At 64.5% G+C, this 23,553-nt stretch carries 19 protein-coding genes; 12 read left to right on the top strand and 7 right to left on the bottom strand.

Features of this window, described 5'->3' with window-relative positions:
* Positions 1 to 33 precede the first annotated feature (33 nt).
* Both ilvC and E1742_RS26375 read left to right on the top strand, forming a co-directional pair.
* Positions 34 to 1,050, top strand: a complete 1,017-nt coding sequence (gene ilvC / locus E1742_RS07810) for a ketol-acid reductoisomerase (protein ID WP_134384356.1) — start codon at positions 34 to 36, stop codon at positions 1,048 to 1,050.
* Between the two features lie 59 nt (positions 1,051 to 1,109).
* Entirely contained in the window at positions 1,110 to 1,694 is a 585-nt protein-coding gene (locus tag E1742_RS26375; protein WP_206076737.1) for a hypothetical protein, read from the top strand.
* Between the two features lie 233 nt (positions 1,695 to 1,927).
* On the opposite strand, the gene E1742_RS07800 is transcribed toward E1742_RS26375, so the two are convergent.
* A complete protein-coding gene (locus tag E1742_RS07800; protein WP_134384355.1) occupies positions 1,928 to 3,577 on the bottom strand; it encodes an alkaline phosphatase family protein in 1,650 nt (549 codons plus the stop codon).
* A gap of 158 nt (positions 3,578 to 3,735) precedes the next feature.
* On the opposite strand from E1742_RS07800, the gene E1742_RS07795 reads away from it, so the two are divergent.
* From E1742_RS07795 to E1742_RS07785, 3 genes are all read left to right on the top strand, one after another.
* The gene (locus E1742_RS07795; RefSeq protein WP_134384354.1) at positions 3,736 to 4,494 is read left to right on the top strand and encodes an SIMPL domain-containing protein; all 759 of its coding nucleotides are present in this window, start codon (positions 3,736 to 3,738) and stop codon (positions 4,492 to 4,494) included.
* Between the two features lie 118 nt (positions 4,495 to 4,612).
* Positions 4,613 to 5,473, top strand: coding sequence for a CDP-diacylglycerol--serine O-phosphatidyltransferase (gene pssA, locus E1742_RS07790; RefSeq protein ID WP_134384353.1), 861 nt, complete (start codon positions 4,613 to 4,615; stop codon positions 5,471 to 5,473).
* A 46-nt stretch (positions 5,474 to 5,519) separates the two neighbouring features.
* Positions 5,520 to 7,085 carry a 2-isopropylmalate synthase gene (locus E1742_RS07785; protein ID WP_134384352.1) on the top strand — a complete coding sequence of 522 codons (1,566 nt, stop codon included), beginning with the start codon at positions 5,520 to 5,522 and terminating at the stop codon, positions 7,083 to 7,085.
* A gap of 111 nt (positions 7,086 to 7,196) precedes the next feature.
* Here E1742_RS07785 and E1742_RS07780 read toward each other — a convergent pair whose 3' ends face one another.
* Positions 7,197 to 7,676, bottom strand: a complete 480-nt coding sequence (locus tag E1742_RS07780) for a hypothetical protein (protein ID WP_134384351.1) — start codon at positions 7,674 to 7,676, stop codon at positions 7,197 to 7,199.
* A 176-nt stretch (positions 7,677 to 7,852) separates the two neighbouring features.
* Between E1742_RS07780 and rpsO the strand changes: the two genes are divergently transcribed.
* The 4 genes from rpsO (at position 7,853) to E1742_RS07760 (ending at position 12,485) form a co-directional block, all read left to right on the top strand.
* The gene (gene rpsO, locus E1742_RS07775) at positions 7,853 to 8,122 is read left to right on the top strand and encodes a 30S ribosomal protein S15 (RefSeq protein ID WP_134384350.1); all 270 of its coding nucleotides are present in this window, start codon (positions 7,853 to 7,855) and stop codon (positions 8,120 to 8,122) included.
* 209 nt (positions 8,123 to 8,331) lie between these two features.
* Positions 8,332 to 10,446 (top strand): polyribonucleotide nucleotidyltransferase, encoded by a 2,115-nt coding sequence (gene pnp / locus E1742_RS07770; protein ID WP_134384349.1) that lies wholly within the window; start codon positions 8,332 to 8,334, stop codon positions 10,444 to 10,446.
* A gap of 187 nt (positions 10,447 to 10,633) precedes the next feature.
* Positions 10,634 to 11,695: a zinc ribbon domain-containing protein gene (locus E1742_RS07765; RefSeq protein ID WP_134384348.1), complete on the top strand. Its 1,062-nt coding sequence runs from the start codon at positions 10,634 to 10,636 to the stop codon at positions 11,693 to 11,695.
* A gap of 184 nt (positions 11,696 to 11,879) precedes the next feature.
* Entirely contained in the window at positions 11,880 to 12,485 is a 606-nt protein-coding gene (locus E1742_RS07760; RefSeq protein WP_134384347.1) for a PEP-CTERM sorting domain-containing protein, read from the top strand.
* A gap of 17 nt (positions 12,486 to 12,502) precedes the next feature.
* Here E1742_RS07760 and E1742_RS27145 read toward each other — a convergent pair whose 3' ends face one another.
* The 5 genes from E1742_RS27145 to E1742_RS07735 form a co-directional block, all read right to left on the bottom strand.
* Positions 12,503 to 14,116: a methyl-accepting chemotaxis protein gene (locus E1742_RS27145; RefSeq protein ID WP_134384346.1), complete on the bottom strand. Its 1,614-nt coding sequence runs from the start codon at positions 14,114 to 14,116 to the stop codon at positions 12,503 to 12,505.
* 314 nt (positions 14,117 to 14,430) lie between these two features.
* A complete protein-coding gene (locus E1742_RS07750) occupies positions 14,431 to 15,828 on the bottom strand; it encodes a PQQ-dependent sugar dehydrogenase (protein WP_134384345.1) in 1,398 nt (465 codons plus the stop codon).
* Between the two features lie 65 nt (positions 15,829 to 15,893).
* Complete coding sequence (locus E1742_RS07745; RefSeq protein WP_134384344.1) at positions 15,894 to 16,811, bottom strand: carbohydrate kinase family protein; 918 nt, start codon at positions 16,809 to 16,811, stop codon at positions 15,894 to 15,896.
* 1 nt (position 16,812) lies between these two features.
* Positions 16,813 to 18,018 carry an AGE family epimerase/isomerase gene (locus E1742_RS07740; RefSeq protein ID WP_134384343.1) on the bottom strand — a complete coding sequence of 402 codons (1,206 nt, stop codon included), beginning with the start codon at positions 18,016 to 18,018 and terminating at the stop codon, positions 16,813 to 16,815.
* A 231-nt stretch (positions 18,019 to 18,249) separates the two neighbouring features.
* Complete coding sequence (locus E1742_RS07735) at positions 18,250 to 19,272, bottom strand: LacI family DNA-binding transcriptional regulator (protein WP_134384342.1); 1,023 nt, start codon at positions 19,270 to 19,272, stop codon at positions 18,250 to 18,252.
* Positions 19,273 to 19,624: 352 nt separating this feature from the next.
* Between E1742_RS07735 and E1742_RS07730 the strand changes: the two genes are divergently transcribed.
* From E1742_RS07730 to E1742_RS07720, 3 genes are all read left to right on the top strand, one after another.
* Complete coding sequence (locus tag E1742_RS07730; RefSeq protein ID WP_134384341.1) at positions 19,625 to 20,932, top strand: sugar MFS transporter; 1,308 nt, start codon at positions 19,625 to 19,627, stop codon at positions 20,930 to 20,932.
* A gap of 72 nt (positions 20,933 to 21,004) precedes the next feature.
* The gene (locus tag E1742_RS07725; protein WP_134384340.1) at positions 21,005 to 22,324 is read left to right on the top strand and encodes a glycoside hydrolase 5 family protein; all 1,320 of its coding nucleotides are present in this window, start codon (positions 21,005 to 21,007) and stop codon (positions 22,322 to 22,324) included.
* Entirely contained in the window at positions 22,321 to 23,535 is a 1,215-nt protein-coding gene (locus E1742_RS07720) for a glycoside hydrolase family 27 protein (RefSeq protein WP_134384339.1), read from the top strand. Before E1742_RS07725 ends, E1742_RS07720 begins: the two co-directional genes overlap by 4 nt.
* The last annotated feature ends 18 nt before the right edge of the window (positions 23,536 to 23,553 follow it).

The following is a 23,553-nucleotide window of genomic DNA, read 5'->3' as shown; positions in this document are numbered from 1 at the left end:
TATACGATTTATACAAAATACTTAGGAATGATCATGAAAGTTTTCTACGACAAAGACGCCGACATCTCCCTCATCAAAGGCAAGAACGTCGCCATCATCGGCTACGGCTCGCAGGGCCACGCGCACGCGCAGAACCTGTCGGAGTCGGGCGTCAACGTCACCGTCGGCCTGCGCAAGGGCGGCGCTTCGTGGAGCAAGGTTGAGCAGGCCGGCCTGAAGGTCGCGGAAGTGAACGACGCGGTGAAAGCGGCCGACGTCATCATGATCCTGCTGCCGGACGAGAACATCGCCCAAGTCTACAACGAGAACGTCGCCCCGAACGCCAAGCAGGGCGCCGTGCTGGCCTTCGCCCACGGCTTCAACGTGCATTATGGGCAGGTGGTGCCGCGCGAAGACCTGGATGTCATCATGGTCGCGCCAAAAGCGCCGGGCCACACCGTGCGCAACACGTACAAGCAGGGTGGCGGCGTGCCGCACCTGATCGCCGTGCACCAGGATAAATCGGGCATCGCCCGCGACATCGCGCTGTCGTACGCTTCGGCCAACGGCGGCGGCAAGGCCGGCATCATCGAAACGAACTTCCGCGAAGAGACGGAAACCGACCTGTTCGGCGAACAGGCCGTGCTGTGCGGCGGCACCGTGGAACTGATCAAGGCCGGCTTCGAGACGCTGGTCGAGGCGGGCTACGCGCCGGAGATGGCATACTTCGAATGCCTGCACGAGCTCAAGCTGATCGTCGACCTGATCTACGAAGGCGGCATCGCCAACATGAACTACTCGATCTCGAACAACGCCGAATACGGCGAGTACGTGACGGGTCCGAAGGTCGTGACGTCGGCCACGAAGGAAGCGATGCGCCAGTGCCTGAAGGACATCCAGACGGGCGAATACGCCAAGTCGTTCATCCTGGAGAACAAGGCCGGCGCGCCAACGCTGATCTCGCGCCGCCGCCTGACCTCGGAGCACCAGATCGAGGAAGTGGGCGCCAAGCTGCGCGCCATGATGCCGTGGATCGCCAAGAACAAGATGGTGGACAAGTCGAAGAACTAAGCGTTCCGCCTGTTTCGCTCAACGGCCCTGCGGGGCCGTTTTTTATTGGAAGAGGAGTCATGACGGACATCCGTTTGCAACGTGCCGTGCCGACCGAAGGCAGGCATATGATCCTGCAGTTCGAGGGTGGAGAATTTCGACTGCTGGACATGTCGCAGCTGCGCCGCGACACCGGGTGGGAACAGCTGGCCTATCCGCAGCACGCCAAGCGCTTCACGTTCTCGCCGGAGGCGATCGAGTGGCCCGCGGGCGGTACCGTGACCGCCCCGGCGCTGTATCGCCGGTCGGCACCTGTCGACCGGGCCCCGCTCGAGCACCAGGTGCTGCGGCTGTGCTACCAGAATGTCGCACCGACGGAGCAGGACCGGCGCCATCACGTTTATGAAGTCAGCCTGGCCCGCTTCGGCAGCAAACCGTTCCGGGTCGGCGAATCGATCGGCGGCGGCCATGCGGAACGGGGTGGCAGCAACGCCTTGACGCTGGCCGGGCTGCTGGCATGGCCCTGGTGGCGCCGGCATTTCGAGCTGGCCGGCTGCGGCTGGGCGATCGCGCAGGTCGAGGCGCTGCAACACGACCCCGAGCGCCTGCTCGATCTGCTGGTCGGCGAGGCCTGCCGGACCAACGGCTTGCCGGCGGCGGGCTGAAGGCTTACTGTCCGGTTTGTGCGCCGTCCACAAGCACCCGTGGCGGCTGGTGCCGGGCGCCGATTCGACGATCGTCGTCAACGATCCGGAAAGTGCGCATCGTGCTGGCAACGGGACAGTTGGACCGGCGTGCGCCTGCGGGCCAGACCTTATGATATTGCTCGGTTATTCAAGGCGCTGGAGGGGACGTCGTTGCCGAACGACGGACGTCTCCCTCTGCATCGCGCGGCGTGTCAGCGTTGTGCGGTTCGCTGCAATGCCTCGACCAGCACGCGCCCCTCGGCGCCCGCCGGCGGCCGCACGCCCAGGACGGCCGCCAGGGTCGGGGCGATATCGACGACCTCCGTGTACTTCGCATAGCTGCCCGGCGCAATCCAGCGCTTGCCCATCATGAGCAGCGGCACGCTGGTGTCGTAGGCATACGGCGTGCCGTGCGTGGCGCCGCTGCTGCCCGAGCCGAACGCCCAGTACGCCCGCGGTACGACCACCAGGTCGCCTGATTCGCTGCGGTGCCAGGCGCGGCGCAGCAGCAGGTCGATGCGCGTGCCCGTGGCGCCGCTTTCCTCGAAGCGCGTGCGGGTGTAGACGTCGGCGATGCCGGTCTGCGCCAGCAGCCAGCGGCTGGCGGCCGTTTCGACGTCGGCACGTTTGATGCCGGCCTTGTCGAGGGCGGCCTGTTCCAGGTACAGGTTCGGCCATGACGCCGTCAAGGCCACCTTGCCGCCGCCGAAGCTGGCGTCCAGGTGGGTCTGCAGCCCGTTCAGCAGCTTCTTGCCGTCGACACGGCCCGCATCGATGCGCTGCTGCTGCGAGAACTCCGCGCTGTTGGCGAAGCCGTGATCGGCCGTCAGCACGACGAGGTAATTGTCGCTGCCGACCTTCTTGTCCAGATAAGTAAAGAAGCCTGCCAGCATGCGGTCCAGGCGTTGCAGGTGGTCGTGCGACATGCGGCTTTCCGGGCCGTGCGCATGGTTGACGTAGTCGTGCGCCGACAGGCTCATGCCCAGCAGGTCCGGCACGCCGGCCGGGTTGGCGCCCAGGCCCTCCGCTTCGATGGCGGCGCGGGCGAAGTCCAGCGTCAGCTCGTCGACGAACGGGCCTTCCTTCAGGCGCTTGTAGTACGACGCGTCGGGCGCACCGCTTTCGCTGTAGTACGAGATCGCGAACGGCGTGTCGCCGGCGTCCATGCTGTAGTCGGCATCGGCCAGCATCGGCCGCCATGTCTTGCCGTAGTAGCGGTCCTGCGGCTTCGACGCCTGGAAGCGCTGCACCCAGGCCGGGTGCTGCTGCATGTAGTACGTGCTGCTGGCGAAATTGCCGCTGCCTTCCATGTACATGTACGCCGTTCCCGTCTTCCCGGCCAGCAGGATGGCGCCGCGGTCCTTGCCGGACACGGCCAGCACCCTGGACTTGTTGCCGGTCGCGTAGCGCAGCTGGTCGCCCAGCGTATCGACCCGCAGCCGGGCCGGCGACGTGCCGTCGTCCGGCCTGGTGCTCTCGCCGATGTACTGGTAGCGCGTGTCCTCGGTGCAGTAAACGGACTTGCCTGTCGCGCGATCGATCCAGTTGTTGCCGACGATGCCGTGCTGGTACGGGTAGGCGCCCGTCAGGATGGCGCTGTGGCCGACGGCCGTGACGGTCGTGCCGTGGGCCTGGTGGGCGTCGCCGAACATGGCGCCCTGCGTCAGCAGGCGTTTGAAACCGCCGTCGCCGAACTGGCCGCGGTAGCGCAGCAGCTGTTCCTGCGGCAAGCCATCGACGGCCATGACGACGACCAGCTTCGGCGCGGCGGGGACGGGTGCCGGCGCGGCGGTGGCGGTGGCAATGGCAGTGGCACTGAGCGAGAGGAGGGCGGTGCAGGCAAGGGTAGTCGTGGATCGCATCGGTCTTCGGTTGTCGGATTGAAGGGCGCCATCATGCAGCGGCGAGATGTCATCATCATGACACGGCTGTTACAAACACTCACCATCTGCGTCGGGCGGCTGTCGCAATTTCGGTTACAGTGCGCACATCCTACCCATACCGCCACAAGGAGAACCAGATGACCGTACTGAAAACCGCCATTGCCGCAGCGCTCGTGCTGGGCAGCGCACACGCTTATGCCCAATCCGTCCCGACGACAGGCACCACCGTCATTATTCCGGCCAGCGGCGAAGTCAGGGCGGCCAACGATCTGGCCATCGCCACGCTGGCGATCGAAGAGCAGGACAAGGACAAGGCCGCCGCGGCGTCGCGCGTCAACACGAAGATGAAGCAGGGCCTCGACATCCTGAAGGCGCAGGACCCGCAGGCCAGCCTGAAGACGATGGGCTACTACACCTATCCCGTCTATCCGGAAGACCGTCCCGTGCAGCCGCTGGCGCCCGGCAAGCCGCGCCTGCCGACGGCGTGGCGCGTGGGCCAGTATGTCGAGGTAAAGACGACCAACCTGACCGGCCTGCCGAAAACGGTGGCGGCGGCGCAGAAGGTCCTGACGCTCAACTCGATCAACTTCGGCCTGACCCCGGCCACGCTGCGCAAGCTGGACGACCAGCGCATCGCCGCCACGTACAAGGCGCTCAACGAGCGCATCGCGTCGGTCGCCGCCGCGATGGGCCGTCCCGTGACGGACGCGGTGCTCGACACGGTGGACTTCGAAGGCTCGGGCAACTACGCCGGCGGTGGTCGTGAAAACGCACCGGCACCGGCCATGATGCGCGCGATGTCGATGAAGGACAGCGCCGAGGTGGCCGAACCGAGCTTCGAGCCGGGCGAAACGACCCTGGACATGCGCCTCGTGGGCAAGGTGCGGTTCAAGTAATCCGGCCGGACCCGTGACAGGCGACGATCTGTTGCACGCTCCTCTATAATAGGGGCGCATCGGCCGGCTCAGCGCCGGCCCGAACAGAACAATAACGTCGCAGAAACCACGGAACCGTATGGCTAAATTCCCTCGTCGCAGGCCCAAGATCGACACGGTCGCGAAAGCGCCGCGCCGCACGCCGTTCAGCAGATTCGCCCGCAAGGCCGGCGACAACCGGCCCCGCTCGCGCGGCATCTACCTGCTGCCGAACGCCTTCACGACGGGGGCGCTGTTCTGCGGCTTCTATGCCATCGTGATGGCGATGAACCAGCGCTTCGAACACGCGGCGTGGGCGATTTTTATCGCCATGCTGCTGGACGGCCTGGATGGCCGCGTGGCCCGTCTCACCAATACCCAGAGCGAATTCGGCGCGCAGTACGACAGCCTGTCGGACATGGTGTCGTTCGGCGCCGCCCCGGCGCTCGTCATCTACGAGTGGTCGCTGCGCGGCCTCGGAAAACTGGGCTGGATCGCCGCCTTCGTCTACTGCGCCGGCGCCGCGCTGCGCCTGGCACGCTTCAATACCAATATCGAAGTGGTCGACAAGCGCTACTTCCAGGGCCTGCCCAGCCCTTCGGCCGCCGCGCTGATCGCCGGTTTCGTGCTGATGATGGTCGACCTGGAGGTGAACGGCATCTACCTGTCGTGGGTGTCGTGGGCCATCGCCCTGTTTGCCGGCCTGTCGATGGTGACGAACGTGCCGTTCTACAGCTTCAAGGACGTCAACTTCAGGAAATCGGTACCGTTTATCGCCGTGTTCCTGATCGCGCTGTTCTTCGCGCTGGTCTCGATCGACCCGCCGAAAGTGCTGTTCCCGATCTTCGTGCTGTACGGCCTGTCCGGCTATCTCGTGCTGTTCGTGCGGCTTGCAAAAGGCAAGCCGGTGTCCATCGTCCAGGTGGACGACGAACCCGTGGACGAGAGCGAACGCCGCTGATTCCGTTCTGACTCATCCGCCGCGGCGGGCAACCAAGGAGCGATTCATGGATATCCCCCGCCAAAGCGAACGCCTGATCATCTTCGACACCACCCTGCGCGACGGCGAGCAGTCGCCGGGGGCGTCGATGACGAAGGAAGAAAAGATCCGCATCGCCAGGCAGCTCGAAAAGCTGCGTGTCGATGTCATCGAGGCCGGCTTCGCGGCGGCCTCGCCTGGCGACTTCGAGGCCATCCGCGCGATCGCGTCGACGGTGCGCGAATCGACGGTCTGCTCGCTGTCGCGCGCCAACGACCGCGACATCGCCCGCGCCGCCGAAGCGCTCGAACCCGCCGCGCGCAAGCGCATCCACACTTTCATCGCCACGTCGCCGCTGCACATGCAGATGAAGCTGCGCATGGAGCCGGCGCAGGTGCTGGAGCAGGCGCGCCTGGCCGTACGGTTCGCGCGCCAGCACACGGACGACATCGAGTTCTCCCCGGAGGACGGCAGCCGGTCGGAGGAAGACTTCCTGTGCCGCGTGCTGGAGGCGGTCATCGACGAGGGCGCGACAACGATCAACTTCCCCGACACCGTCGGCTACGCCGTGCCCGAGCTGTTCGGCGCGACGATCCGCCGGCTGCGCGAGCGCATTCCGAATTCGGACAAGGCCATCTGGTCGGTGCACTGCCATAACGATCTGGGACTGGCCGTGGCCAACTCCCTGGCCGGCGTGACGATCGGCGGCGCGCGCCAGATCGAGTGCACGATCAACGGCCTGGGCGAAAGGGCCGGCAACACGGCGCTGGAGGAAGTCGTGATGGCGCTGCGAACGCGCGGCGCCTACTTCAATCTTGAATGCGGCATCGACACGACGCAGATCGTGCCGGCGTCAAAAATGGTGTCGCAGATCACGGGCTTCCCGGTGCAGCCCAACAAGGCGGTCGTCGGTGCCAACGCGTTCGCGCATGCCTCCGGCATCCACCAGGACGGCATCCTGAAGGCGCGCGAAACGTACGAGATCATGCGCGCCGAGGATGTGGGCTGGACGGCCAACAAGATCGTGCTGGGCAAGCTGTCCGGCCGCAACGCGTTCAAGGCACGGCTGCAGGAGCTGGGCATCGAGCTCGATTCCGAGGCCGACGTCAACGCGGCGTTCGCCCGCTTCAAGGAGCTGGCCGACCGCAAGGCCGAGATCTTCGACGAGGACATCATGGCGCTCGTCTCCGCCGAGGAGCGCGAGGAGGGCGAGCATTACCGCTTCGTCTCGCTGGCGCAGCGCAGCGAGACAGGCGAGCTGCCGCATGCGCGCGTGGTGTTTTCGGTCGGCGGCCAGGAACACGCCTGCGAAGGCACGGGCGACGGGCCGGTGGACGCCATCGTCAACGCCATCGAAAGCCAGGCGCAAACCGGCGCGGAGCTGGTGCTGTTCTCCATCAACGCCATCAGCACCGGCACGCAGTCGCAGGGCGAAGTGACGATGCGGCTGTCGCTGGCGGGGCGCATCGTCAACGGCGTGGGCGCCGACCCGGACATCGTCGTCGCTTCCGCCAAGGCTTATCTGGCCGGCCTGAACAAGCTGCACTCGAAGGAACGCGTCAACCCGCAGGTGGGGCAAACGGGACAGGGTTAGCAGGAGTGACTGGCTCCAATTTTGCAGTGCCGTTCCGCAAACTTGGTGCCTGCCACCGGTTTTGACTTCCGTGGCGCGGCGCTAAAAATGGAGCCTGTCACCGGTTTTGCCTCAGTCGCGCTTTTCGCGCAGCATGTCCGGCCCGGCCATCATCTCGCGCACCACGCCATCGGGCGAAAAATGGATGTGCATCATCGCATCCCACACGCCCGACTGCTTGTAGCGGTAGCTCCAGACTTCCAGGTTGCGCCGCGGCAGGCCCATCGTTTCTGCGGGGTGGCCGAACGTCTGCAGGATCGTCTGCTTGTTGTCGACGCCCAGCTTGATGGTGGCGAATTTCGCGTCCGTCAGCACCTGCTCATAGCTGACCAGGCGGCCGTCCGGGCCGTAGCGGGCCATGTAGGTGAACTGGCCGAAGTAGCCGGCGCCGTACTCGTCCACGGTGTCGGTGCCGACCTGGAAGCGGGCGGTGGGCTGGCCCAGTTTTGCCTGCACGGACGCCATCGGCTCGCCCGGCGCAGGCGGCGGTCCGAAAGCGGCGCAGGCCGTCAGCAGGGTGCCGGAAATTAGCAGAACGATCAGTTTATGCATCGTGACTCCTGTAAAAGACGAATTATTGCAGGGCTTGGGCCGTACATGGCGCGCGAATTCAGTTATACTCCCGGGTCTGGCCGTTTGGCCGGAGCGTAGCATTTCGTATTATTCATCGTAGTTCACGATGCGCAGGGGTGTTCGTCACTCCGTGCATCGCATGTGAAAGGTTTATCATGACTGTAGAAAACATCAACAAAGCCGCCATCATCGCGGACAATGCACGTGCCCAGAACGATACGGGTTCGCCGGAAGTGCAAGTCGCCCTGCTGACCGCACGTATCAACGAACTGAACGGCCACTTCAAAGCCCACAGCAAGGATCACCACTCCCGCCGCGGCCTGATCATGATGGTCAACCGTCGTAAGAGCCTGCTGTCCTACCTGAAGGGCAAAGACGCAAACCGCTATCGCGATCTGATCGCCAAGCTGGGTCTGCGTAAGTAATTTTTGCAATTCCCGGTTAAAGCCAGATGCCTGCGCCAGTTCGCTGACGCGGGCATTTTGTCATTCTGGATCGTGTTTTATTGCTATCAGGAATCCTGATGGCGTGGAAGTCAGTGGAGCAAGAAGGCAGGGCGCCGCATGGCGGCCGGCCTGTGGTGAGGTGAACGACAGCCCCTGAAAATCTGTCGGCAAATAGAAAGGGATTACCCATGTTTAACAAAGTTACGAAAACCTTCCAGTACGGCCAACACACCGTGACCCTGGAAACCGGCGAGATCGCTCGCCAGGCATCCGGCGCGGTACTGGTGTCGATGGACGACACCGTCGTACTGGCAACTGTCGTGGCACGCAAGGACGCCAAGCCAGGCCAGGATTTCTTCCCGCTGACCGTCGACTATATCGAGAAGACGTACGCAGCCGGCAAGATCCCTGGCGGCTTCTTCAAGCGCGAAGGCCGTCCTTCCGAGAAGGAAACGCTGACTTCCCGCCTGATCGACCGTCCGATCCGCCCGCTGTTCCCGGAAGGTTACATGAACGAGGTGCAGGTCATCATTCACGTTCTGTCGGTCAATCCTGAAATCGATCCGGACATCGCTTCCATGATCGGTGCCTCCGCCGCCCTGTGCGTGGCCGGTGTGCCGTTCAACGGCCCGATCGGCGCCGCCCGCGTGGGTTACGCCAACGGCCAGTACATCCTGAACCCGACCACCACGCAGCTGAAGACGTCCGAGATGGACCTCGTCGTAGCCGGTACCGAAACGGCCGTGCTGATGGTCGAATCGGAAGCCAAGCAGCTGTCCGAGGAAGTCATGCTGGGCGGTGTCGTCTACGGCCACGAGCAGATGCGCGCCGTGATCGACGCCATCCACGCGCTGGTCGAAGAAGGCGGCAAGCCTGAAATCGAATGGACCCCGCCGGCCAAGAACGAAGCGCTGATCGCCAAGGTCGCGCAGTTCGCCGAAGCGAAGATCAACGAAGCGTACCAGACCAAGAACAAGCAGGCACGCCAGCAGGCGCTGCGTTCGATGCAGTCCGAAGTGATCGCCGACCTGGCCGCGCAGGCCGCCGCCGAAGGCACCGAGGCTCCGGACTCCGTCGAAGTGGGCAATATCCTGTTCGACATGGAAGCCAAGGTTGTCCGTTCGCAGATCCTGAACGGCGAGCCGCGTATCGACGGCCGCGACACGCGCACCGTGCGTCCGATCGCGATCCGCACTTCCGTGCTGCCGCGTACCCACGGTTCGGCGCTGTTCACCCGCGGCGAGACGCAGGCGCTGGTCGTCGCGACGCTGGGCACCGCCCGCGATTCGCAGAAGATCGACGCGCTGATGGGCGAGTACACCGACGACTTCATGCTGCACTACAACATGCCTCCGTTCGCCACCGGCGAAACGGGCCGTGTCGGCACGCCAAAGCGCCGCGAAGTGGGCCACGGCCGTCTGGCCAAGCGCGCGCTGGTCGCCGCACTGCCATCGCCGGAAGAGTTCAGCTACTCGGTGCGCCTGGTGTCCGAGATCACCGAGTCGAACGGTTCGTCGTCGATGGCTTCCGTCTGCGGCGGCTGCCTGGCATTGATGGACGCGGGCGTGCCGATGAAGGCGCACGTCGCCGGCATCGCCATGGGCCTGATCAAGGAAGGCGGCAAGTTCGCCGTGCTGTCCGACATCCTGGGCGATGAAGATCACCTGGGCGACATGGACTTCAAGGTCGCCGGCACCGCCAACGGCATCACGGCGCTGCAGATGGACATCAAGATCCAGGGCATCACGAAAGAGATCATGCAGGTCGCACTGGCCCAGGCAAAAGAAGGCCGCCAGCACATCCTGGGCGAAATGCAGAAGGCGATGCCGCACGTGAAGACGGAGCTGTCCGACTTCGCACCGCGCCTGATCACGATCAAGATCAATCCGGAAAAAATCCGTGACGTGATCGGCAAGGGCGGCGCCGTCATCCGCGCGCTGACCGAGGAAACGGGCACGCAGATCGACATCAGCGACGAAGGCGTGGTCACCATCGCTTCCGTCGATGCCGCCGCCGGCCAGGAAGCCAAGCGCCGCATCGAGGAGCTGACGGCATCGGTCGAAGTGGGCAAGACCTACGACGGCACCGTGCTGAAACTGCTCGACTTCGGCGCCATCGTCCAGGTCATGCCGGGCAAGGACGGCCTGCTGCACATCTCGCAGATCGCCAACGAGCGCGTCAACGCCGTTGCCGACTACCTGAAAGAAGGCCAGCAAGTGCGCGTCAAGGTCCTGGAAACGGACGACCGCGGCCGCCTGAAGCTGTCGATGAAGGCAGCGGACGAAGCCGCACCGGCAGCGTAAATCTGCCGAAAGAACAGACCGGGACCGCGATCCCGGGACTGTTGGCCGCCAGGGTGTAAGCCTTGGCGGCTTTTTTATGCCCGGTCGCCACAGACAGCCCTGCGTTCTCCGCCAGGTATCGACCGCTATGGATAAATTGCCGGCGCAACAATGCTATTCTCCGGACTTCTATTAACTCGGAGTAAATATGAGCAAGGCACTGCGGCTTTCGGAAAAATGGTTCCAGCGCGGCCTGTGGCTGGTGGCGCTGGCGTTTGCCTTCTTTCTTATTGGCCTGGGCGGTAAGGTGGTCGATAACCTGAACCTGGTCGAAGAACCCTTGAGCGTGGAGCATTTCATCGACCCGCGCGAAGGTCCGCCGGCGCGCGAAGCGCTGGCGGCCGCGCTCAGGACGATGAACGACGCCGGCGAGGTGCTGGCGCAGGCCGAGCAGCGGCACAAGATGGCGAAGGCCAACACGGCATCGGCGCGCGAGTCGTTCAACAACTGGCGGGCTACCCGGCACGCCACGGCGCGGCCGGACCAGGACCGGGAACTGATCGAGCGTACGCGCCAGCTGGACGAGCTGCAGGCCGCGGAACGCACGGCGCTTGGCGCGGTCGAGGTGCAGGAACAACGCCACCTCGACGCAAGACAGGCGCACCACCGCGCGCAGGTGCAATGGCAGACGCTGGAGCAGGCCGCGACGCAGCGCTATGACGATGCCGAGCGACGGCGCGAACTGCGCGTGTTCGGCTACCGCCTGGCGCTGACACTGCCGCTGCTGCTGGTCGCCGCGTGGATGTGGAAGCACAAGCGCCGCGGCACGTGGTGGCCGTTCGTCTGGGGCTTCATCTTCTTCGCGCTGTTCGCGTTCTTTGTCGAGCTGGTGCCGTATCTGCCCAGTTACGGCGGGTATGTGCGTTACGTCGTCGGCATCCTCATCACGGTGCTGGTGGGGCGGCAGGCCATCGTGTCGCTGCAGCGCTACCTCGAACGCCAGAAAGCGGTGGAAGCGTTGCCCGATACCGAGCGGCGCGAGAGCCTGAGTCTCGACTACGATGCGGCGCTGACCCGCATGGGCAAGGGCGTTTGTCCCGGTTGCGAACGCCCGCTCGATCTGAAGGATCCGGCGATCGATTTCTGTCCGCACTGCGGCATCGGTTTGTTCAAGCGCTGCGTGGCATGCACGACGCGCCGCAATGCATTCACGCGGTTCTGCTTTTCGTGTGGGACGGGTGCGGAAGTGGGGCAGGTGGCAAAGGTTTAGACGGCGATGCGGGAACGGCACACATTGTCAGCGGCTGGTGCAATGGCATGCGTCCGCGCGAAATCCCCTTTACGGCAAGATATTAAATAATTAATATATTTAATTATGTCGGTTATCCTGGGCGGGAGCGTCCTTGATTAGCTTTCATAATAATATCAACTCTATAAACCAAGGGGGAAAACAGATGCTTAAGAAACTCGCTTTAGCCGGATCGTTTGGGCTGTGCGTCCTGGCCCAGGCCCAGGCCGCGCCCCTGTACTATACGATCACTGCCACCTACACGGGACTTGCCGACTACAACACGGGCGAATTCGATCCGGCGCGCACCGGCCAGCTCCGGGCAGTGGGCTACGACACTAATACAGACGGTCAAATCAACGCCGATGAAATCCTGACCTTCTCGTTCGACTACATCTCCATCGACCATTATCTGATCGATACCTATGGCCGTTGCGGGCGGGACGGTATGGGGACGAGCTGGTGCCTGGATCAATTTTCCTACAACGGCGATAACGCGCTGACGTTCGAGGCCTGGGAGCACAGCACCTATTTCGAGGCGTCGTCCGGCAGCTACGTCTCCAGCGGTGAGGCAGCCTACAGCTATTTCCAGTACACGTGGGGCGAAGGCATCACCCGCTACGACGGCTTCCGCTGGACGCCCAATACGCAGACCTCGATAGCTGTCAGCGTTTCAGCCGTACCTGAACCGGCCACCTATGCGATGTTCGGCGCGGGTCTTTGCGCGGTGGGCGCCATCGTGCGGCGCCGCCGCAAGCAAACGGCAGCGTAAGCGCTGTTGCGCGGACGTCAGGCGAGCGCCAGGCGTCCCGAAGATGCCGGCGCCGGCCGGCGCAGCGCAGCCGCCGGCGCGGTTGCCTGCTGCAGGCGGAACACGCTGACCGTCTCTTCCAGCGTCGCAGCCTGCTCCTGCAGCGCGCCCGCGGCGGCCGCCGCTTCCTCGACCAGCGCGGCATTCTGCTGCGTGACCTGGTCCATCTGTACGACAGCGTTGTGAATCAGGTCGATGCCGGCGCTTTGTTCCGTGCTGGCCGACATGATCTCCGTCATGATGTCCGCCACCTGCGCCACGCTGGTGACGATCTGCGTCATCGTGCAGCCTGCCTGATCCACCAGCGCGGAACCGGTGTTGACATTGGCAACGGAGCTGTCGATCAGCGCCTTGATTTCCTTCGCCGCCGCGGCCGAGCGCTGCGCCAGGTTGCGCACTTCCGATGCCACGACGGCAAAGCCGCGACCCTGCTCGCCCGCGCGGGCCGCTTCGACCGCCGCATTCAGCGCCAGGATATTGGTCTGGAACGCGATGCCGTCGATGACGGCGATGATGTCGACGATCTTGTGCGACGATTCCGTGATCGTTCCCATCGTATTGACTACCTGCGCGACCAGCTGGCCGCCCTGTTGCGCGACCGTCGATGCCGAGCCCACCATCTGGTTGGCCTGGCGGGCGTTGTCCGCGTTCTGGCGCACGGTGGCGGTCAGCTCTTCCAGCGACGACGCGGTTTCCTCCAGGCTGGCCGCCTGCTGTTCGGTGCGGCGCGACAGATCCAGGTTGCCATCGGCAATTTCCGCGCTGGCCACGGCGATCGAGCCGCTGCCTTCGCGTACGGCGGTCACGGTAACGGCCAGCTGGCGCTGCATGGCGTCCAGGCCTTTCAGCAGCGTACCCATTTCGTCGTGACGGCTGGTGTCCACGGTGCGCGACAGGTCGCCAGACGACATCGCATCGAAATGGCCGAGCGCCTCGCGCAGCGGCGCCATGATGGCGCGCATCAGCACAACGCTGGTCACGACCATCAGCACCAGGCCGCCAAGCACGGCGCCGATCGACAGCGTCAGCACGGTACCGTACAGCTTCTGGCTGGCTTCAAATTCCTCGCGTGACGCATCGACCTGGTATTGATCGAGCTTGTCGGAGGCGTCACTGAAGGCCGAGAACAGCTTTTGCATGTCCGTCATTGCCAGCTGGTCGATGCGTGCCTTGTCGCCGCTGCGCAGCGCCGTGGACATTGCGTTCAGGCCCTGCTCGATCATTGCCTTGCGGGTTTGCGCCACTACGTCCGCCAGCGTCTGTTCTTCGGGACCCTGCTCCAGCGCCATATAGCGCTGCCATGCGTTATCCGATTTGACGATAAAGCTGTTCACCCTTTCCAGCAGCTTTTCCAGATCGGGGGATTCGGGGTGGAATACGCCGCGGTCCTGCGCCAGCCGTGCGCGGCTCAGGTGATTCTTCGCTTCGGCAATCGCGATCGACGATTGCAGCTGGTCGCTGTAGACGTCCTCCAGCGACGCGTTCACGGAACGCATGCCGTAGATGCCGAGGAGGCCGATGAAGACGATGATGAGGCCAAGGATGGCCATCGTGGCGATCAGGCGGGTACGAATACTTAAACGGTGCAGCATGGGGGAGCTTTCCGTGAGACGCAGAGCCTCGGGGGCCCTGGCGCGTGTTAGGGGCGATGCGCACGCATCGGACTGTGCGCAGGGGTCGGGCGCGGATGGCAGGCGGACGGGACCCGTCGCGCACGGCGAGGCAGGCGGTGGGCGGGCGAGGGGATGGGGCCGCCGCGATGTCCGTTAGCTCAGGCGTGAGAATAGCAGGACAATTGATGCGCAGCAACAAAAATGCGGAGAATCTCTTACCGGAAGTCGCGCCCCGCGGGCACACCGGAAATAGTGCGCCGTGCGGGAGATTGGGTTACTAAGCAGAGGCTTGATTATTTTGCAGCAGACTTTCCGTCATAGCTGACGCGGTAGATCCGGCCCGCATAGTCGTCGGAAATGAGCATCGAGCCGTCCGCCAGCACCGCGATGTCGACGGGCCGCCCGGACACGTCGTCGCCCTGCAGGAAGCCGTCGATAAACGTCGTCGTGGAGACTTCCTGGTTGCCGTACAGGGTGACGAGGCTGACCTTGTAGCCGATCTTCTGGGTGCGGTTCCACGACCCGTGTTCGGCGATGAAGACGGCGTTGCGGTACTGTGGCGGGAACTGCGTGCCGGTATAGAACGCGAGGCCCAGCGGCGCCACGTGCGGACCCAGTTTCGCCACGGGTGGCGTGTAGGTCGCGCAGCTGTTCGCCTTGCCGAATTGCGGGTCGGGGAACACGCCGCCGTGGCAGTACGGGAAGCCGAAGTGCATGCCTTTTTCCGGCGCCACATTCAGTTCGCATGAGGGCGTGTTGTCGCCCATTTCGTCCGGGCCGTTGTCGGTAAACCACAGCTGCTTCGTCACCGGGTGGAACGCGAAACCCACCGTGTTGCGGATGCCGCCCGCGTACATCTCCCAGCCGGAACCGTCGGGGTTCATGCGCCAGATCTTCGAGTAGGCCTCGTCCTCCCGATTACACGTATTGCAGGGCGAACCGACGGGGATGTACAGCTTGCCGTCCGGCCCTGCCTTGATGACCTTCTCGCCGTGCCATTTGTCGTCCGGCAGGTCGGCCTTGACGACCTTGTACGCCGGCTTGGCCGCGTAGGTACGGTCGATATCGTCGAAGCGGATGACGCGCCCGATCTCGGCCACGTACAGCGCGCCGTTCAGCAGGGTCACGCCGATCGGGTTGTTCAGGCTTGATGCGACGGTGACCACTTTATCGGCTACGCCGTCGGCATTGCCGTCGACGACGGCGTAGACCTTGCCGGCCTTGCGCGAGCCGACGTAGACGATGCCGGTGCCGGACACCGCCATCGAGCGTGCCGACTCGACACCTTCGGCATAGACGGCGATGGAAAAGCCTTTCGGCAGTGTCAGGTGGGCCAGGTCGCCGTCCTGCTTCGACACCGCAACGGGCGTCGCCGACGCGGCAGCAGCGACACGCTTCGCACCCGGTTCGATGTACGCAGCGAGCTGCGCGATCTGCGCTGTCGACAGCGTCTGCGACCACGCGGGCATGCCCTTGGCCGGCACGCCGTTGGCGATCACCTTCGCCAGGTTGGCGCGGGTGGGCGCGCCGTACAGCCACTGCCGGTCCACCAGACTGGGTCCAGCGGCGCCTTCGAGGTTGGCGCCGTGGCATTGGGCGCAATGGGTCTGGTACAGGCGGGCCGCATCGACGGGTGCCGCGTGGGCGGCGCCGGACAGCAGCAGGGCGGAGAAGGTCAGGGCGAATTTCATGCGTGCACTCCAGCGGGATGATCGTGCCGCCATCATAAGGCATCGCCCCGACGTTGCAGCGGACCTCAGTCCATCGCTGCCATCAACTCCGCAATCTGCGCCAGCGAAGGCGGCGTGGCCCCGGCGCCCAGGCAAGCCGCAGCCCCTGCCGCCACGGCACACTGCAAATGCTGCAAGGGCGTACGGCCAGCCTCGCGCAACAGGCTGTGGACGAAGGCCGCGATGCTGGCATCGCCCGCGCCGACGGTGTCCTGCACCTGCACGGCGGGCGCGGCAACCTGCCAGCTCCCGGCGCCGATATGCAGCGACGCTCCTTCGGCACCCTTCGTGTACAGGAAGCGTGCCGCCGGATTGAACTCGCGCAGCTGCGCGAACGACGCGACCGTGTCGTCATGCCGGAACAGGCCGACGAGGTCCTCTTCTGACACCTTGACGACATCGGCCAGCGCCGTCATCGCCCGCAAGGTGGGATCGTAGCGCTCGTCCATCAGCCGGCGGTAGTTCGGATCGAAGCTGATGCCGATGCCGGCCGCTTTCGCTTCGCGCGCCAGCGCAACCAGCTTCGAGGCCAGCGGTTCGCGCGCCAGGCTGATGCCGCCGAAGTGCAGCCAGCGGCAGTGCGTGCGCCAGCCGTCGGGCAGCAGGGCGGCGTCGAAGTGCAGGTCGGCGCTGTCGTCGCCGATGAAGAAGTAGGTGGGCGGGTCGAGCCGGTGCACGACCGCGAGGAGCGGCGCCTTGTCGAGACGTTGCGTGAAGCGCGTGTCCAGGCCCGCCGCTTCGGTGGCGCGCCACAGCGCATCGCCGAACACGTCGCGGCTGATGGCGCCGGCGAACGCGCTGGGCAGGCCGAGCGCCGCCATCGTGCGCGCCACGTTCCACGTCGAGCCGCCTGTCACGCTGAGCCAGTGCTGCTGCTGCGGGTCCGTCACGATCAGGTCCGTCAGCGCCTCGCCGGCCGACACGAATTCCGGGAAGTGGGCCATGTCAGTCCTTCAGAACCTTGAGCACTTCGTAGCAGGCGCCCATCGTGTGGTAGTCCACCTTGCCGGCGGGGCTCTTCTCGTCGGTCAGCTTGCGGTTGTCGGCGCCCAGGATGCGGTACCAGGCGCCATGGGTATGGTCGACGAAATGCTCCCAGCTGTAGGCCCACAGCCGGTCGTACCAGTGCCAGAAACGCGCCTCGCCCGTGCGCGCGCCCAGCAGCGCCGCGGCCGCGAGGCTTTCCGCCTGCACCCAGAAATACTTGTGGGCGTCGCAGATGGTGCCGTCCGGGCCGAAGCCGTAGTGGATGCCGCCGTGTTCCTTGTCCCATGCCTTGTCGAGCGCCGCGTCGAAGAACTGCACGGCGCGCGGCAGCAGCCAGCCGGACGGCCCCGCCAGGGACGCCGCATGGCGTTCGAGCAGCAGCAGGAGCTTGGCCCATTCCGTCAGGTGGCCTGGCTGGTAGCCCCAGGGACGGAAGATATTGGTGCTGTCGTGGCGGTTGTAGTCCGGGTCCACCGACCAGTCGGCGCGGTAGTGCTCCCACACCAGGTCGTCGGCCAGGCCGGCCTGGCGCACGGCGATATTGTGCGCCAATGTCTCGGCGCGGTGCAGGTAGCGCGTTTCGCCCGTGGCCTCGTATGCGGCGATCAGCGCTTCGCACGCATGCATGTTGGCGTTTTGGCCGCGGTAGGCCGATACGACCCAGTCGGCGCTCGCCTCGTCGGCATACAGGCCATGTTGCGGCTCCCAGAACCGCTGCTCCATCAGGTCGAACGTTTCGGTCACGTATTCGCGCGCACTCGTTTCGCCGGCCATCAGCGCATGCGAATATGCCAGCAGCACGAAGGCCAGGCCGTAGCAGTGATTGGTTCTGTCGGTAACGGTCTTGCGCCCGTCCTGCCACTGCAGTTCCCATGCGTAGCCGCCCGTGGCGGCATTGCGGTGCACGTCGCGCAGGAAGGCCAGGCCGTGGCGCAGCCGCCCGCGGTCCGCTTCCTCGCCGAACTGGCGGTAAGCCATCGCGTAGTTGAAGATGAAGCGCGTGCTGCTGACGAGGTGGCGCGTGTGCGCATCGTAGACGGTGCCGTCGTCTTTATAGAAGTGATGGAAGCCGCCGGTCGGATCCACCGAGCGCGGATCGTAGAACTGGCGGGTGTGGCGGATATGCCTCAGCAGCGTTTCGCGTGCATGAAAATCTGGTAACATGAATCGTCCGTTCTTGAGTGAGTGGCGCCCGCTGTCACGGGCTCCTGCGTTGGTCTACTGCCTTCCGTTCTACTGCTTTCTCGATTTGCAGCGTCTGATCTGCTGCTCTCTTGATCTGCTGCTTTCTGATCTGCTGCCTTCGTCATCCGCTGCCTGCCTGATCGCTTCCGCCTTTCAGGCATGGTTGTTCCTCCGCCTTGCAGGAGTCCTCCGGGGCATCGGACTCCGATATCAAAGCGTGCTTCGTCGTCGCGGCGCGTCCTGGCATACGGTGCTGGCGCGGATGACCAGCTCCACGGGTGAAATTCTTTCCTCCACTTCGTTGATGCGGCCGTCCAGCAGCATCGCGACACCCATCGCGCCCAGCTCCTTCTTGTTGATGCGCAGCGTTGTCAGCGGCCGGTGGCCCAGCACGGCCGTTGAAATGTCGTCGAAGCCGACGATCGAAATATCGTGCGGCACCTTCAGCCCTTTCGCCAGGCAGCAGCGCATCGCCACCAGCGCCGCACTGTCGTTGTAGCAGAACAGCGCGTCCGGCGGTTTCGGCAGGGCCAGCAAGGTGTCTGTCGCTTCCCATGCGCCCGTTTCCAGGTCCACGCCATCGGGCAGGCCGGCTTCCAGCCGCGGGTCGGCCAGAATGCCGGCCTCGTACAGGGCCTGGCGATAGCCGCGCGCCCGCTCGCGGATGCTGTAATGGCTCAGTGAACCGGAGATGAAGCCCACGCGTTCGCGGCCCCGGTCGATCAGGTGCTTCGTTGCCAGGTAGCCGCCCATCATATTGTCCGGATTGACGGAGCTGTAGCCGCGAAGTTTCATGTCGATCAGCACGATGGGCTTGCCCGTGCCGCGCAGCGCCGTCAGCAGCTCGGGCTCGAAAAAGCCGGCGCAGACGATGGCGTCCGGCGCATGGATGCGCAGCTGGTCCGCCAGCCCGTCGGCGGGGCCCACGGCCATGAACGACAGCACGATGCCTTGCTTGCGGCAGGCTTCCTCGGCGCCGTGCAGCACGGGCGAGTAAAAAGGGCTGCTCGACGCCGTGTTGTGCTGGCGATGCAGCAGGAAGGTGAGGCGGCGCAGCCGTTTCGGCCGCAATTTGCAGAAATCGTAGCCCAGTTCGCGCGCGGTGCTGAGCACCATCTGGCGCGTCGATTCCGTCAGGCCCGGTTCATTCTTCAGCGCGCGCGAAATGGTACCGGCCGAAACGCCGGCGGCACGGGCGATATCGCGGATCGTGACGCCGCCAGGGGCCGTCATGAAATCCTCCCCGCGTAAAGCTTGAACATGGATATCCTCCGTCTCCGTCGTGATTGCACGGTGCGTATTTTTTACTGCATGCGCCGATCTTATGCCAACAGTCTTGCATAGCCGCGCGGCCGCGGTCAAACGTGGAAGGCCGTTTGCGGAAAAGTTTAGTCGGATTTACTAAACACCGGCGGCCCGCCCGGCGGCAGCATGCGCCCCGCGACGCGAGGCGCATGCTGAGCGTGTTTAGTGAACGCCGCTAAACTTGCGCCCAAAAAAGCGGCAGCGTTTGACCGGCCGGGCGGGGCGCATGCAAAATCGCCGCACAACAAAATCCGCAGCCGCGGACATCTCAGGAGACACGATGGACCAATCCAGCCCGGCGGCGCACGCCCCGTATGCGCCGATCGCCAGCGCACAGCAGTCGCATGCTTTCCCTTTGACCGTCATCACGATCCTGTTCTTCATGTGGGGCCTGCTGACGTCGATGAACGACGTTCTGATCCCTCACCTGAAGGCCATCTACACCCTGAACTACGTGCAGGCCATGCTCGTGCAGTTCTGTTTCTTCGGCGCCTATTTCATCGTGTCGCTGCCGGCGGGCATGCTGATCCGCCGCATCGGCTACAAGCGCGGCGCCGTCACAGGCCTGGTGGTCGCCGCCGTGGGCTGTGCACTGTTCTATCCCGCGGCGATGAGCGGCTACGGGCTGTTCCTGTTCGCGTTTTTCGTCCTGGCCGCGGGCATCACGGTGCTGCAGGTCGCCGCCAATCCGTTCGTGACCGTCCTCGGGCCGCCGGCCCAGGCGTCGAGCCGCCTGACGCTGACGCAGGCGTTCAATTCCCTCGGCACGACCATCGCGCCGGCGCTGGGTGGCATGCTGATCCTCACGCAGGGCCCGGCCATCGTCGATGCGGCGAAACTGGCCGGCACCGAGTTGCTGGCCCACCGGGCACAGGAAGCCGCCGCCGTGCAGGGCCCATACCTGGCGCTTGCCGGTGCGCTGCTGGCGCTGGCCGTGCTGTTCGCCGTTGTGCGCCTGCCCACGATCACGCACGACGACGGTCTGCCCGAGCTGGCAGGCGAGGGCAAGCCGTCGGTGTTGAAGCACCGCCATCTGCTGCTGGGCGCCATTGGCATCTTTCTGTACGTCGGCGCGGAAGTCTCCATCGGCAGCTTCCTGATCAACTTCCTGGGCGAAGCGCGCATCGCCGGCCTGTCGCATGGCGACGCGGCGAAATACGTCAGCTACTATTGGGGCGGTGCGATGGTCGGCCGCTTCGTCGGCTTTGTCGTGATGCGCCGGGTCAGCCCCGGCAAGGCACTGGCGTTCAACGCCGCCGCCACTATCGTGCTGGTGCTGATCGCCGTGCTGGGGCAAGGCCAGGTCGCCATGTGGGCCCTGATCGCAGTGGGCCTGTTCAATTCCATCATGTTCCCCACGATCTTCAGCATGGCGCTGCACAAGCTGGGCGCGCAGACGGGGCAGGGTTCCGGCGTGCTGTGCATGGCCATCGTCGGCGGCGCCATCGTGCCTTTCGCGCAGGGCTTCATGGCCGATACCGTCGGCCTGCAGCTGTCGTTCCTCGTGCCGGCAGCCTGCTATCTGTTCATCCTGTACTTCGGCATCCGCTATGCCGCGATGTACGCCGATAACGTCAGCGCGGCTTAGAAGGCGGCACCATCCGCCCGCGCAGGCGCTGACCTGGCGGGTAAGCAAACGACAACCAACAAGGAGACAACAATGAAAACCATGATCAAGCTGGTCGCAAGCCTGATGATGCTGCACGCCGTGCCGATGGACGCGGCAGCCGCCACCAACAATTTTGTAAAGGTCGACAAGACCCACTTCGCCAAGGGTGGCCAGCGCTACTACATCGCCGGCGCCAATTTCTGGTATGGCGCCTACCTCGGTGCAGCCAGCAATGTCGGCAACCGCGCACGCCTGCTGAAGGAACTGGACACGATGAAGGCGGCCGGCATCAACAACGTGCGCGTGCTGGCCGTCTCGGAGAAGACGGACATGCCGAGCGCAGTACGCCCCGCCACGACGGCCGCGCCAGGACGGTACGATGAAAACCTGCTGGCCGGCCTGGACTTCCTCGTGGCCGAGCTGGCAAAACGCGACATGACGGTGGTGATCTACCTGAACAATTTCTGGCAATGGTCGGGTGGCATGACGCAGTACCTGAACTGGTTCGAGGGCACCAAGGCGCTGGATCCGAACATCACGAAGGACTACGACGACTACATGGCGAAGACGGCGCGGTTCTACCGCAACGACAAGGCCCAGCAGGAGTACCGCAACGTGATCCGCACGATCGTCGAACGGGTCAACACGGTCACTGGCAAGCGCTATGCGGACGATCCGACCGTGATGTCGTGGCAGCTTGCCAACGAGCCGCGTCCGGGCAACGGCAAGGCCACTGCCGAGGAAAAGGCGGTGTACGTCAAATGGATCGCCGACACGGCCGCCTACATCCACAGCCTGGATAAAAACCATCTCGTCAGCAGTGGCAGCGAAGGCCTGGCCGGCTCCGCCCAGGACGCCGACCTGTTCGTCAAGGCGCACCAGACAAAGCACATCGACTACCTGACGTACCACCTGTGGCCGAAGAACTGGGGCTGGATCGATTCGAAGAACGTCGCGGCCACGTGGGAAGGCGCGATGGAAAAGAGCAGCCACTATCTGAACGTGCACATCGACTATGCGAAAAAGCTGGGCAAGCCTATCGTGCTGGAGGAATTCGGCATGGACCGCGACGGCGCTTCGTTCGACATCAAGGCGGGAACGACGGTGCGCGACCGCTTCTACGGTGAAGTGTTCAACGTCATCACGACGCGCGCCGCCAAGGGCGACCCGATTGCCGGCTTCAACTTCTGGGCCTGGGGCGGCGCCGGCCGCGCCGCCAATCCCGACTACTGGTGGAAGGAGGGCAACGACCTGATGGGCGATCCGCCGCAGGAGGAACAGGGTCTGTACTCCGTGTTCGACACGGATGCCAGCACGATCGCGCTGATCCGCGAAACGGCCGCCAGACTGAAAGGGTTGGAGCGCAAATGAAGAAGTCACTCATTGCCGCAGCCATGATGGCCGTCCTTGTCAGCCCGGCACACGCGCAGAAATTCGAAGGCCTGGCCGACACGCCCCAGATGGGCTGGAACAGCTGGAACAAGTTCGGCTGCGAGATCAACGAAGAACTGATCCGCGAAACGGCCGATGCGATGGTCAGGCTGGGCATGAAGGACGCCGGCTACCGGTACGTCAATATCGACGACTGCTGGCACGGCCAGCGCGACAAGGACGGCACCATCCAGGCCGACCCTGCGCGCTTCCCGTCCGGAATCAAGGCCCTGGCGGACTACGTCCACGCGCGCGGATTGAAACTTGGTCTGTATTCGGACGCAGGCGCCACCACCTGCGGCGGGCGTCCCGGCAGCCGCGGTCACGAATACCAGGACGCGCGCACGTACGCCGCCTGGGGCGTGGACTACGTCAAGTACGACTGGTGCGATACGAAGGGGCTGAACGCGGAAGGCGCCTACACGACGATGCGCGACGCGTTGCGCGCGGCCGGCCGGCCCATCCTGCTGTCGATCTGCGAATGGGGCGACAACAAGCCCTGGGACTGGGCACCCAACGTCGGCCATTCCTGGCGGACCACGGGCGACATCTACGCCTGCTGGGATTGTGAAGTGTCGCTGGGATCGTGGTCCACGTTCGGCGTGATGAAGATCGTCGACAAGTCGCTGGCGCTGCGCAAGTACGCGGGGCCGGGCCACTGGAACGACCTCGATATGCTGGAAGTGGGTAATGGCCTCACGCCGGACGAAGAGCGGTCGCACTTCTCGCTGTGGTCGATGATGGCGTCGCCGCTCATCTCGGGCAACGACCTGCGCAGCATGCCCGAGTCCGTGCGCAAGATCCTGACGAACAAGGACGTCATCGCAGTGAACCAGGACAAGCTGGGCGTGCAGGCGCTGCGCATGCTGACGGACGGGCCGCTGGAAGTGTGGATCAAGCCCCTGGCAGGCAACGACTGGGCCGTGCTGTTCCTGAACCGGGGCGAGCGTACGCTGGAACGCGCCTATGACTGGAACAAGCAGCCGCTCAGCGATGACCTCAGCAAGCGTTCGGCGGACCTGAAGAAGACGGCATTCCGCTGGTCCGACCTGTGGCAGCAGAGGACGGGCGACACGAAGAAGCCGTTGGCCCTGAAACTGCCGGCGCATGGCGTGACGATGCTGCGCCTGACGCCGCAGGAAGGCGCCTGATGCGGGTGAGGGTCTGGA

The sequence above is a fragment of the Pseudoduganella plicata genome, from assembly GCF_004421005.1.
GTDB lineage: Bacteria > Pseudomonadota > Gammaproteobacteria > Burkholderiales > Burkholderiaceae_D > Rugamonas > Rugamonas plicata.
The sequence above is the reverse complement of the archived record's forward strand: the minus strand, read 5'-3'. Positions and strand labels throughout refer to the sequence as shown.